The 13,563-nt window shown below is 42.9% G+C and carries 11 protein-coding genes; all 11 read left to right on the top strand.

What is annotated here, in order from left to right:
- Positions 1–6 precede the first annotated feature (6 nt).
- Positions 7–1,413 (top strand): phage tail sheath family protein, encoded by a 1,407-nt coding sequence (locus PluTT01m_RS13040; RefSeq protein WP_011146752.1) that lies wholly within the window; start codon positions 7–9, stop codon positions 1,411–1,413.
- Between the two features lie 48 nt (positions 1,414–1,461).
- Positions 1,462–2,658 carry a phage tail sheath family protein gene (locus PluTT01m_RS13035; RefSeq protein WP_011146751.1) on the top strand — a complete coding sequence of 399 codons (1,197 nt, stop codon included), beginning with the start codon at positions 1,462–1,464 and terminating at the stop codon, positions 2,656–2,658.
- A 13-nt stretch (positions 2,659–2,671) separates the two neighbouring features.
- Positions 2,672–3,130, top strand: a complete 459-nt coding sequence (locus tag PluTT01m_RS13030; protein WP_011146750.1) for a phage tail protein — start codon at positions 2,672–2,674, stop codon at positions 3,128–3,130.
- Complete coding sequence (locus PluTT01m_RS13025) at positions 3,127–3,306, top strand: DUF5908 family protein (RefSeq protein ID WP_011146749.1); 180 nt, start codon at positions 3,127–3,129, stop codon at positions 3,304–3,306. Before PluTT01m_RS13030 ends, PluTT01m_RS13025 begins: the two co-directional genes overlap by 4 nt.
- A complete protein-coding gene (locus PluTT01m_RS13020; protein WP_011146748.1) occupies positions 3,293–3,976 on the top strand; it encodes a CIS tube protein in 684 nt (227 codons plus the stop codon). Before PluTT01m_RS13025 ends, PluTT01m_RS13020 begins: the two co-directional genes overlap by 14 nt.
- Positions 3,973–5,574, top strand: coding sequence for a phage baseplate assembly protein V (locus PluTT01m_RS13015; RefSeq protein ID WP_011146747.1), 1,602 nt, complete (start codon positions 3,973–3,975; stop codon positions 5,572–5,574). Before PluTT01m_RS13020 ends, PluTT01m_RS13015 begins: the two co-directional genes overlap by 4 nt.
- A 13-nt stretch (positions 5,575–5,587) precedes the next feature.
- Positions 5,588–6,004, top strand: coding sequence for a GPW/gp25 family protein (locus PluTT01m_RS13010; RefSeq protein ID WP_011146746.1), 417 nt, complete (start codon positions 5,588–5,590; stop codon positions 6,002–6,004).
- Complete coding sequence (locus PluTT01m_RS13005; RefSeq protein ID WP_011146745.1) at positions 6,001–6,417, top strand: hypothetical protein; 417 nt, start codon at positions 6,001–6,003, stop codon at positions 6,415–6,417. Before PluTT01m_RS13010 ends, PluTT01m_RS13005 begins: the two co-directional genes overlap by 4 nt.
- A gap of 82 nt (positions 6,418–6,499) precedes the next feature.
- Positions 6,500–9,229 (top strand): baseplate J/gp47 family protein, encoded by a 2,730-nt coding sequence (locus PluTT01m_RS13000; protein ID WP_011146744.1) that lies wholly within the window; start codon positions 6,500–6,502, stop codon positions 9,227–9,229.
- Positions 9,222–12,125 (top strand): baseplate wedge protein, encoded by a 2,904-nt coding sequence (locus PluTT01m_RS12995; RefSeq protein ID WP_011146743.1) that lies wholly within the window; start codon positions 9,222–9,224, stop codon positions 12,123–12,125. The genes PluTT01m_RS13000 and PluTT01m_RS12995 overlap by 8 nt, the downstream gene beginning before the upstream one ends.
- 127 nt (positions 12,126–12,252) lie before the next feature.
- A complete protein-coding gene (locus PluTT01m_RS12990) occupies positions 12,253–13,509 on the top strand; it encodes a tail fiber protein (protein ID WP_011146742.1) in 1,257 nt (418 codons plus the stop codon).
- Positions 13,510–13,563 lie beyond the last annotated feature (54 nt).

Raw genomic sequence — 13,563 nt, 5'->3', positions numbered from 1 at the left:
GGCAGTATGCCAACAGTACCAACTTATCCTGGCGTCTATATTGAAGAAGATGCCCCACCGGCGCTTTCTGTCAGCCAAGGGAATACGGCAATCCCTGTTTTTATTGGACGTTTTTCACTGAAAAAACCTAGTACGACTACGACACCACAAGTGACACGTGTTAGTAGCTGGTTGGATTTCACTAACCTGTTTCATGTGGGTTGTGTTACGTCAATAGCGATTAAATCAACACCTCCATCTGCCGCTAAAAAACCTAAGAAAGTTGAAAAAATTGAAGGTGATATATCAACCGAAAACAAAGCCACCAAAGAAAATGAAGAGGTTAATAGCAATACAGAAACAGAAGAAGAAAAAAAAGCTGATTACACTTATGAGGTGACTGTCGGTACCTATACAACAAGCAGCGATGCCTTAAAACTTTATTTCCAAAATGGCGGTGGGCCTTGTTATATCCTACCGATTGCTGATTCGGAAGATACTAAAACTCTGGCTTTAATCCCTGAGTTAATTAAGCAGGCTTTAGAAATTACCTTGATCGTCTGCCCTGAACAAGATTCTGATTACCAAAGCAAGATATATAACAACCTGACATCTTCATTATTGAATGAGGGCTATTTCCTTATCGCTGATAATCAGGATAAAGCATTCGCTATCAGCACTAACGTATCCTCACAAACCGCAACGTATTATCCCGCGGTGAAAGTCTCACAACTTATGCAAACGGAAGAGAGTCTTATAGATGTTTTAGGTTATAAGGATGCAAAAGCAAACAATATTACCAATTTGACGGAACTCAAAGAGAAAAACCCGAATGTCTATAAGGAGGCTATTACTGCAATAAAGAATGTAAACAAAACTATTCCCGCCAGTGCAATCATGGCCGGCGTCTATTGTGCTACTGATGCCAGCCGTGGTGTCTGGAAAGCACCGGCTAATATTGTTCTGAGTGGCATTAGTGATGTAGAAGAACGGCTCACCGAAGATGAGCAAGGTACCATGAATCAAAAAGGTATCAATGTTATCCGCTATTTCAATAATCGAGGGTTTGTCGTGTGGGGTACACGTACTCTGAAAGATGATGACAACTGGCGCTATATTCCGGTACGGCGTTTATTTAATGCGGCGGAACGGGATATCAAACAGGCAATGCGATTTGCCGTCTTTGAACCCAATAGTCAACCGACTTGGGAACGAGTAAGGTCAGCCATTGACAACTATCTCCATCAACTCTGGCAACAAGGGGCGCTGGTTGGCAGTCATCCCCAAGAAGCCTATTTTGTCCAGATTGGTCAAGGTGTCACCATGTCCGAGGTGGATATTAAGCAAGGAAGAATGATCGTCAAGGTTGGTATGGCGGCGGTTCGCCCGGCTGAATTTATTATCCTGCAATTTTCGCAAAAAGTCGCACAGTAACTGTACTGGGGCGCGGTTTGCCGCGCCTGTCCTGTTGAGGAAATGATAATGGAAATAACACAGCCGGGTGTGACAAGCGCGGAAAACCTGATATCCCAGAAGCCGGGGGATGCATTTATTGGTGTACCGGTTTTTATTGGTGATATTCCAAAAAGTTCGGGCAGTAAAACCATAGTCAAATTAAACAGCCTGACCGATTTTACCCTAAAATTTTGTGAGTCAGGATTAATGTACGACTCATTAATGTACACCTCCGTGCGCCACTTTTTTGAAAATGGCGGTCAACAAGCCTATGTGCTGCCGCTGACCCTTGATGAACCACTGAGCGATTTTCAATCATTGATCATCGCACTGCAACAGGATTGGCTTAAGCAGGCTATTGCCGCGGAGAGTGCTATTACACTGGTTGTCGTCCCTGATATTGTCCGTTTTAATCAGACGGGAGAGTCCGGTGCCGAGATAGATCTTTGGTTGCAGTTTTGGCAGTCGATACTCGAACTGTGCAAGAGCCGACGTGGCATCATGGGATTGCTGGATGCCCCGGATGATCCGGTACTGGCCGCGACATGTTTGGCGCAGTTTTCCTCAAGTGATCGGCAATGGGGCGCGGTATATTGGCCGGGGCTGAAAACCACATATCAAGAAAATGGTCAACATATCATCCTTTCGCCTACTGCGGCGGTGGCGGCGGTTATCCAGCGTAATGATCATCAACAAGGTATCTGGACCGCACCGGCCAACGTAGCTTTAGCTAAGGTTGTCAGCCCAGTACGATCCTTTATTGAAGCTGATGCGCTCTTTAATCAGAATGGCACTTCGTTGAATCTGATTCGCAGCTTCCCCGGCAAAGGGATTAAAGTCTGGGGATGCCGAACGCTGGATAACATCCCCGGTTCTCCCTGGCGTTATATCCAAACTCGCCGATTGGTCTCCTATATCGAAGCTCATCTCACCCGATTAGGCCGGGCTTTTGTTTTCGAACCTAACAACGCTATCACTTGGATGAAACTTAAAGGCCAAACTTACAACTGGCTGCATCAATTATGGTTGAAAGGTGGACTGTTAGGGACCCAAGAGGACCAAGCATTTGACATATTACTCGGTGTTAACGAATCAATGAATGAAGCGGATCTGCGGGCTGGGAAAATGATTATGAAAATCAAACTGGCTCTGCTCATTCCGGCGGAATTTATTGAGCTGAGTCTGACGTTTGATACGCGCACCGGGACCATGGGATTAAATTAAACAGGGGCAAAATATGCACAATCTATACACCCCGTCAGTGTCACACCGTTTTATCGCCAGTTTTCTGTTTAACAATATTCCCAGTCCACTTGATATTGCCTTTCAGCGCATATCGGGGCTCAGTCGTGAACTGCAAACTACTCAACACAGTCAAGGCGGGGAAAACGCCAGAAATGTTTGGCTGGCCGAGAAGATCCAGCACGGTAGTTTGGTATTGGAGCGTGGTGTGATGACGATTACACCGCTGACTCTGATATTTGATCGTGTCTTGCGTGGGGAAAAAGCGGTTTATGCTGATGTGGTCATCATGTTGCTGAATGAAAATTTTTTACCGGTGGCAAGCTGGACCGTGAGTAACGCGTTACCGGTTCGTTGGTCTACCGGTGACTTTGATGCCAATAGTAATGCCGTTTTGGTCAATTCCCTGGAGTTACGTTATCAGGATATGCGCTGGTTAGGAGTGAAAGCATGACTGTAGAAATTAAAGAACTGATTATTCAGGCCAAAGTTACCGATTCTGCGAGTGATTTATCTTCCCTGCGAACCTTAGCTCAAGAAGCACTGGATGACGCTCGCCTGATTGAGAGGGTGAAACGGGAGGTGTTAGAGGCATTACGTGAAACCGGGGGCGATTATGAGCTTAATTGAACGTAGTCTGTCCAAATTGACGCTGACGGCTTTTAAAGATCGGGAAGGTAAAATCTTGGTGGGCAGTTTACCGGTGATGTATAACCCCGATGCGATCCAGTTCAACTATCAAGCCAATTATAGAAACGATGAAAGCATTACCCATGCCCACCAAGGCAACCATTATGTGTCGTCTCAGCCCGCGGGCTTGTCATTAGATCTACTGTTTGATGCCTCTATGCCCGGCAACAATACGCCGATAGAAACCCAACTGGCGACACTGAAAACCCTCTGTGCCGTTGATGCCGGTACCAACGTCCCTCATTTTCTTAAAATCAAGTGGGGCAAAATGCGTTGGGAAAACAAAGGTTATTTTGCTTGCCGGGCCAGCGGTCTCAACATTCATTACACCTTGTTTGATCGGGATGCCATGCCGTTACGGGCAATTGCCACCTTATCGCTGGTGGCGGATGAGAGCTTTATTATTCAGGCCACTGAGCAGCAGTTAAAATCACCACCGGCTACTGCGGTTAGCGTAACCGATATGCTCTCTCTGCCATTGATTGCATTGGGCGCTGGCGCGGCTCTGGCGGGCGGTATCGATTATCTTTCGCTGGCTTGGCAAAACGATCTGGATAATCTTGATGATTTCACGCCGGGACAAACGCTACAAGCACGGAGAAAGGCATGAAGATACCTCCGATCGCGATTAAGATAGGCGGCAAAACGCTCAATCAGTTTACAGTTATCAGCCTGTCAGCCAATTACCCTATCAATGGCATTCCTTCGGCTAACGTCACTTTGGGTATTATTGGTGATTCCAGCCATATTTTTGATGCCAAGGTGCAGGCTGAGTTAGCAAATTGCCGCCCGAACCATGAACTTATCGTGCAAATGCAAGAAACCGTGTTGTTTAAGGGAGTCATCGTTCGGCAGACACTGGGGCTTAAAGGTCAGGACAGTTTAATGATTCTGACGGCAAAACATCCACTGCAAAAATTAACCCATAATTTTCACTCACAACTGTTCAGTAAGCAGAGTGATGAGGCGATTATCAAGAAGCTATGCAGTCAGGCTGGGGTACCTGTCACGATAAAACAGGCACCTCAACTTAAAACGGTACATGAGCAAATGGTGCAGTTTCGTTGCAATGATTGGACATTCTTAAAGAGCCGATTGAGTGCTACCAATACCTGGCTGATCCCCAGCCATGATGTTGTTACGTTGGTCACGCCGGAATCACTTAATCGGTCAACTGTCCACACCATTCGTCAGCGCGGCGACCTCCGGGACATTGTGCTGTTTGAAGCGAATTTGCAATGGGATAATCAGCGCAGCCCCAAAACGGTGAGTGTACAGTCTTGGGACATTAACCAACAAAAGTTGTCTCAGGCGATTCAGGTAAAAAATAGTGGGTTTGGGCATGGTCAACTTGCTACCGACACGCTGAAACCGCTGACCGATCAAGAGTGGCAATGGATTTTCAGCTCCCCATTGGATAATGAACAAACCAAACAGTTTACTCAGGGCATCATGGGCAACCGGCGAAACCATAATATATCCGGCAGCTTTGAGGTTGCAGGCCATGATTGCTATCAGCCGGGTGATGTTTTGGCGTTAACTGGCTTTGGGGCGGGAATGGATGGTCAGGCGATTATCACTGGTGTCAGCCAGATCATTAACCCGCGGCAAGGTTGGCGTACCCGGTTAACGTTAGGCATGCAATCAGATATAGAACAGGTTATACCTCAGGTTAAAGAGTTGCATATCGGGATCGTAGAAAAATACCAACAGGATGGCCAATCGCTAGGCCGTATTCCGGTCAACATACCGGCCTTAAACTTAACCAACGGCACCCTTTTTGCCCGTTTAGGCAAACCTTATGCTAGTCATGAGAGTGGATTCTGCTTCTATCCAGAGCCGGGGGATGAAGTAATAATCGGTTTCTTTGAATGTGATCCTCGTTTTCCGGTGATATTAGGTGCCATGCATAATCCTAAAAATAGATCACCGTTAGAACCCAGTGAAAAGAATCAAATGAAAACGTTAGTGATTAAACAGGGAGAGAATCAGCAGGCATTAATCTTCGATAATAAAGACAATACGCTCGCATTTAATAGTGGAAAAAATACCTTATCTTTGCAACAGGATAAAGATATCACTATTAATTCCGCTAAAAATCTCATCACTCAGGCGCAGGAAATTAATATTCAAGCCGAAAAATCCCTATCAGCCGCTGGAAAATCTGGGGTTGATATTAAAGGGGCGAAAATTAATTTAACACAATAATAGGTTAAATAAGATGGCAGACAAAATATTAGCCGATATTTATGGTCGGGGCTGGGCATTTCCGCCACAATTTTCTTCTCAGACGGGAGTCATCATGGCAGAAGGGGCAGAACATGTCCGCCAGAGTATGAAAGTACTTTTTCTCACCGAACCCGGTGAGCGGATTATGCGTGAAGATTATGGCTGTGGTTTGCATGATTATCTGTTTGAAAATATCACTGATGAATTAATGGCGCGTATTCAAACGCGTATTGAAGAGCGAATATTACGTTATGAACCCCGAGTGGAAATGACTGAAATTCAGGTGAATCAAAAAATAAATTTGCCTAATAGCCTGCATATTCAGGTGAGCTATGCCCTGAGAGGTAGCGAAATTAGCCAGCAAGTTGAAGGTATTATTAAGCTTGGTGAAGGAGAAGTGATCTTATGAGTAAACAACTGGTGGTTGATGGCGACACTTTGCTATTCGAACCCTTGTTCGGTAACCGGCAGGTCACTATTCTGGGGCCGGCAATCGTCCGGGGCAGTGGTCACGTTAAGATCCAAGGCAAAAAAATCGTAATGGTGGGGGATGAAAAAAAGATACAGCTTCAAGCACAATATATTACTCCTAGCCATCCAATACCCGGCATGGGTATGGTCACCATTGCTCAATTGGATGTCGGTCAGCAGGTAAATTTTTGTCGTAGCCCTGCCACGGTGATTGTGGTTGGACAGCAATTCATTGCCCGTTTTACCCCATCACAGCCGGCAAATAATCCATCGAGTGGCCCCGATATAACCGCACCCAGTATGGGAAAAGGCCGATTTATTGCCAGTCAATATGCTGTCAGTGCTGGATAAATAATGTTTTAATTTATTTTTAAATAGTAATGATCTCCTGAAAAAATATTAAAGTTATATTCAAATAACAGGTGGTATAAATATGGAACAGACCGAATTAGAAAATAAACTTACCGCTATGGTATCGGATACGACTTTTAAACTTGATGAAAGAAGTACGCGGGATATATTAAACTGGATTCAGGAATATACGGAAAAAATCCCTTTTGAACAGGGGAAAGAAAAATTCTGGCATAGCTTCTACTTTATTCAGGAAAATCATCCTCAGCAATTAGCGGATATTTACCAAAATGTGAATAAAGCCAATGGTCTTTTACCCGCTCATCAAGCTTTTTTATTGGCTTTTTTAAAACTTTTAGAAACGACAAAAATATTATTCAATACCTTTCCGGCGCGTCATCGCGATCTTTATTATCGGGAATTATTGGGTTTAACGCCGAGAAGTGCCCGAGCGGATCGGGTGGCGATAGGTATTACCTTGAATGGAGGTAACGCAGAATATCTTGTCCCTCAAGGAACTTACTTTGATGCCGGACATGATAGCGCTGGCAATCCATTACAGTATGTGTCCGAGTCGAATGTATTGGTGAATCAAGGAGAATTGACTGACCTATATTGGTATCGAAAAGAGGGCGATGGTTGGAAATCGGCAATGTCACTGAATCTTGCAGATAGCATTAAATTACCTGAGAACGGTATTCGGCTTTTTAGCCCAACACCTAATGATGTTTCAGTTCTGTCCGGTTACTTAATTACTTCGCCTTTATTTGCGATGTTAGCAGGAGAGCGCACGATTAAAGTCACATTAGCCAGCAAGTGGGATGGTGAATCTGAGCATATCACGGCTAATATCAGCACAGAAAATCGCTGGCTTTCCTTGGCGGTAAAACTTGTCAACAAAACAACGCTTGAACTTGGATTGTCTGCCAGTGATGCGTCGATAACTCCTCCTGATGCCTTGGATAATATGACGTTTGATGTACCGGTATTAAAACTGGGTACCAAACAGGGACCGATTTTGCCCAAAATTATAGACATAGAAGTCAGCATTAATGGTAACCAAAGTGTGTACTATGCCTCTGATAGTGGTATTGAACGAACGGATGCATCCAGTTTTCCCTTTGGTCAATCACCGTTGCTAGGCTCCGGTTTTAATCTGATTGCCCCTGAATGGTATGGCACTGAAAACGCAACGCTCACGATTACTCCCCAATGGGTTGGCTTGCCCAAAGAAGGTTTTAAAGAGTGGTATAAGGAGGTTAAGAAGGGTAAAGAACTTAACCCTGTTTATAGGATTACTGCAAATGACGCATTCAAAGTACAGGGCTATTTAATCACTCCTCAAGAAAGAAAGACACTCAGTGCTACCCAATCGTTATTTGGTGGAGATAAGGAACCACAGGTCCAAAGCTTAAAATTCACCTTACCGGCAATGAATCACCTTGTTGCAGATAGCTCATCGCCCAATGAATGGCCTGCGTCTGTGCGTATAGAACTGGCCGGACAGGATTTTATGCATACCCAATATTGGCAAGATCCTACCGGTAAGAATTTACCTTATACCCCACAAATCAGTGCATTGCAGATTCAATTCAGCGCTAAAGCTAAACCTGAGCAATTTGCTGTTTACCCTCTGACGCCTTTTGGCTGGGGCGAGGCAACAGCAGAAATGCCTGCATTAACTCATGAAGCATTCTATTTAGGCTTCACGGGTGTACAGCCGGGGCAAACTTTATCTCTTTATTGGCAATTAGAAGGTATTAAGAAGCTCACTTTATCTTGGTTTTATCTCAACAAGCACAATACCTGGCGTAAATTGGATAAATTAGTTGATGATCAAACCGGTAACCTGTTTGAGCGAGGTATCTGGCGCACCTTATTGCCAAAGGAGGCTTCAAATAAAGCCGCTTTGATGCCGACGGGGCGGTACTGGTTGAAAGCTGAGATAGTTGGAAAAACAGATCCCCAAGATTACCCACTTGTTAAAGGTCTGCTATATAACGCCACCACCGCCACCTTAGCTAACGCAGAAACTGTTGAGCAAGAGCATTTTATTAATGGATTGACCGCCGACAGCATAAAACAGCCGGTAACCACTATTCCGGCAATCAGCAGTGTTACGCAACCTTGGGCTTCTTGGAATGGTCGCCCGCAAGAGAGTGAGCAAGCCTTCTTAACACGAATCCCTGTCCGGTTGTCCCATCGTAACCGAGTGTTGAGTTGGGGAAATATGGTCACCTTACTAAAGGATCATTTTGTCAGCCTACTTGATGTCAGACACCATTCAGGCAGTAAATTGACTACCATTCCGGCACCGGAAGAGCAACAACTGATAGTTATCCCGGACAGCCGTTACAAGGATAATGATGATGCGTTACGCCCAAAATTGAACCCGGCACGATTGGCTGAGATGGTCGAATGGTTAAGTCAATTAAGTAGCCCTTGGGCAACCATTGAAATCAACAATCCTACTTATGTTGATGTTAATGTGGACTATCAAGTGACCTTCATCTCTGGCGTTAATTCTGACTATGGCCACCATCAGCTACAACAGCAATTAAACCGGATATATATGCCGTGGGCGGAGAATCCTGCTATCGGCGTGACGACCGGTAACTGCATTGACTATTACCAGTTATTAGCCACCATCCAACAATCCCCTCTGGTAGAACGTGTCACCGATTTAAGCATAACCATAGCTAACCGAACTACGGGTGACGTGGGTGCAAGTATCGAAGCCAACGATGACGAAGTGTTGATTTTAGTTTGGACAGATAAGCGTTCTTTAAACCAAGGAGTTAACAATGAATAATCAGGATGCTCTGTTTCCCATCGTTAAAGACGATATTGCCTTTGATACCTTACTTGCTCAGGCTAAGGCTGTGATTGAGCAATATTCCGGTCAATATTGGAGTGATATGAGTGAAAATGATCCCGGTATCACTTTATTGGAAGCCTGTTGTTATGGGGCGTCTGATTTAGCTTATCGTCATTCGTTGCCACTTTTGGATCTTCTTACGCCCGGAAAAGAGGAACAGGCACCCGGTGATGGTATTTTCCCTCAAGAGTTTGGTCCGCAGCAGATGCTGACCTGTGGTCCAATTACACTAGCGGATTATCGTCGGGCGTTGCTGGATTTACACAGTGGCGATACGGTTGAGGGTTACTTTTTATTTAATGATGTACTACTGATATGTGAACCTGACGATCAGCGCTATACATACTGGTATAGCAAAAAGAAACGTGAATACAGTTTCATGCAACTCCCTGATTCAGAAAGTAAACAATTAACATTAAGAGGAAATTATTGGCTTTATTTGCTGCCTAGCCGGGAAACTCAGGCCGATAATAAGCTGGCTCAGGAGAAACTTAACGCTTTCCTGAAAGATAACCGTAATCTGGGGGAATGGGTGAGTCGGGTTATCTGGTTAAAACCTGTTGATTTGCCATTGAAGATTGATATTCAGCTTGATAATGATGTTAAAGATATCGCTGACGTATTTGCTCAAATTTATATGACAGCGGAACAAACGGTGCAGGAAAAGCCGCTACGTTATACCACTCAAGCAATGAAAGAGATGGGTTACAGTAATGAAGAAATTTTTGATGGGCCTTATTTGCATCACGGTTGGATACCTGAATTACCGCCGACCAAAGATTACAACGGTGCCATAGTGTTAAGTTTAAGCCATTTGGTTAACCAATTATTGGCTATCAAGGGAGTTCAAGGTATTACTCGGCTGGAATTAGATAAAGATAATAAGGAAATTATTTCTCTGCTACCGCAAGATAATTGGTCTTGGGAAATTGCAAAAGGATATTATCCCAGATTATGGGGCAGTGATCCCTTAAAATTGATTACCTCACCAAACAGTCCATTGAATATTATTGCCAAAGGTGGCGTGAAAGTTACGGTTTCTAGCGAAGAAATCAAGAAAAAGCTTATTACAGAACCGTTGATTAATACACAACCGGAATTATTGAACTGGGGTAAGCATCGTAAAGTGCGGGATTATTACCCGGTAAGCAATAAATTACCCGCTTGCTATGGATTGCAGACTAATAAACATAGCTTACAACAACTACAGTTACACCAATTTATGTTGCCTTTTGAACAACTGCTAGCTAATGGCTGTGCAGAACTTGCCTTATTGCCAAAACTATTGGCGTTTACACAACGGGGAAATACGGTATACGGTGCACAATGGCCTTTTAAAGTTAATTCCGTTAGTCAGAACGTTCATCAGGCGATAATGCCTGACTTAATTAAGAAACTGAATGATGATGGGCAAATTGAGAACGATGGTGGCATCCATGAGCGAAACTATGCAAAAGAGCTAGCTATCCTTGAATATCTGTTAAGTTATTTTGGTGCTCATCGAGCGGCCAGACCACTTATTCTCAATCCACAGGATTTTTTATCCACTCAGCGCGGTTATTTGGCTCAACAACCAGAGCTGGCCTATCATCGTAATAATATTTGTATTGATAAAGTATCGGCGTTGCAAAAACGAATTGCCGCCCGGTTAGGCTTGGGAAGAAAATGTTTTAATGAACCGCCTGATTTGGCTGATCTGCCTTTCTATTTAATTGAGCATCGTCAATTGTTACCCGTGAAACCTGATCCGGTATTCAATAGTGAACAAACACCTGATAATCTGGAAATTAAAGATCATCCTGATTCTAAAAGCCATCACTTAATTATTACTCAGCAAAGTACGGCAGGGCAGTTATTGCATGGTCAGATAATTGACTTAATTGTTAAAGGTGAGGGCGGATTCACATTACGGGGCCAAGTGATCACGGAAATTACAGAAAAATCATTTTATCTTGATACCCGTAACAGTGTTGCTCTGGAATACAATTTGGACAGAGTACAACAAGCGTTTATCGATAAAAAACTATGCTGGCAAAATAGCCCGGTGTGGTTGGAAGATATGGATTATCAATTGGTTTATGCCGATGAGACAGATCAAATCGATGTCAAAGATGAATACTGGATCACTTCCAGTCCCCAAAGCCCTTTTCCAGCCATGATTAAAGAAGGTGATGAAATCACGCTAAAATATAAAATTACCCCTTATGAACCAACCAAAAAAATAGTAGCTAGCATGAATTCTCCATCTGACTATATGCTTAAAGCTGTGGTAAAGAAATTCGATCGTATTGAGGGTAAAATATTAATTAAACGAGATAAAGACAATGAGGCTGCTTTTCCACAAAAGGAAAATGCATGGCGTTATCGCTGGTATTTCTCTGGTGCAGAATACGCGCATACTGATCGTTTCTCATTTGTCGTCAGCGTAGTCATTAATCGTCAGTTAATTGAAAATAGCAAAGTTGATCCTCATAAATTGGAATCATGGGTAAAAACTGAGATTTTAACTGAATTTCCGGCACATGTTTCCATGATTATCCATTGGTTACCCTTAGAGCATTTCAGGAATTTTGCCAGCACCTATAAACATTGGCAAAATAACGGTTCTGCTTTAGGGGATGAAGCATACCATATTTTGGAAATGTTAACGTTAGGTCGTATACCTTCCCCATTAACGGGAACAGGGAATATGAGAATTGCTACTGAAGAACAAAGAACTGAGGTTATTGGTGAATCTGAAACAGAATGGCATTCTGGATTTATTGAGAGTAACCAGTTGCTGTATATACCGAAAATTCAGGAAGATATTAATCGTAATAAAGGGGATTAATATTGTATTGCAATAGGAGATACTTATTGCACTATTAAATTCATTGTCTTTAATGATTATGTCATTATACAGTCGTAATTTTAGGATATTAGCAATAGCATAGACTAATATATATAAGGTGATAAAAATGGAAAAGAAAAATAATCTATCTAATTCAGAGATTAATCCAGAAAATACCAATAATAAAACAGAATCTCCTTCGGCGGATGATTTAAAAAAACGCTTTAAAGCAGGTAGTATTCCATTGCAAACTGATTATGAACGCTTGATTAATATGGCTGATATTGGCCGTAAAGCAGTAGGGAAAGCACCGCAACAAAATGGACCAGGAATAGGATTGAAGTTGGATGATAATGGTACGCTTAATTTAAAGATAGGTACTATCCCCGATCTTGCCGATAAAGGCTTTTCTCCATTAATGTTAAAAAATGATATTTTATCTGTAGACCTTGGTAGTGGTTTGATTAATAAAGACAATGGAATATCTGTTGGTCAAGGTAATGGTATTGTTGTAAATACAGATAATATAGCTGTCAAGGCCGCTAATGGTATTACTGTTGATGGTAGTGGTGTTTCAATTAAAGCGGGTAATGGTATTTCGGTTAGTGGAAATGGAGTAGAAGTTAAGGCCAAGAATAATGGCAGTATTTCTGTCGAGCCAGATGGTATAGCTGTTAAATGTTGGGACGGGGGCGGTATTGTGGTAACTGATAATACCGGTCTTTATTTGAAATTAGAGGGAGGAAATACAAACAATGCTTGGAGTGGTGTAAGTGGTTTGAGCCTGAGTAAAAATGGTGTAAAAGTTAAAGCGGGTAATGGTATTAAGGTCGATGATAAAGGTGTCAGCATTGATCCTAACAAAGTCCTTCCTAGAGGAATGATTGTGATGTTTTCTGGTAGCAGTGTTCCTGAGGGATGGGCATTGTGTGATGGTAAAGATAATAGGCCCAATCTTATTGATAGATTTATCATGGGAGGTACAACACAGAATATTGGTGGTAAGTCTTCAGATTCATTTTCGGGCGCTAAAGACAATAAAAAATTCACGTTCATATCAGAAAGCCAGACCGTTCGTATATCAGGAAGTACTGACGGACATGGATTAACTGCTGATGAAAATGGTCCTCACCAACATGAGCAAGGTGAAACTCTAAACAGGCAAGGTAAGTGCCATAATGGCTATACAGAAGATAATACTGATCGTGACTGGGTTGACGGTGGTAGACGAGGTCCTGAGCCACCTAATTATAGGGCATACACATTTCCAAGCGGTAAGGGAAATCCACACTCTCACCCTATAAATCTGACCAGCGGTGGGCATAATCATAGCAATAATGTTACTGTGCCGTATTATATATTGGCTTTCATTATTAAACTTTAATATCTATGAAGAAATTGAGAGTTTAAATTATCAATTAATCTCAAAGAGAGTACT

This window comes from Photorhabdus laumondii subsp. laumondii (assembly GCF_003343245.1).
GTDB lineage: Bacteria > Pseudomonadota > Gammaproteobacteria > Enterobacterales > Enterobacteriaceae > Photorhabdus > Photorhabdus laumondii.
Note: the sequence above shows the minus strand (reverse complement) of the source record. Positions and strands in the feature narration are given on the sequence as shown.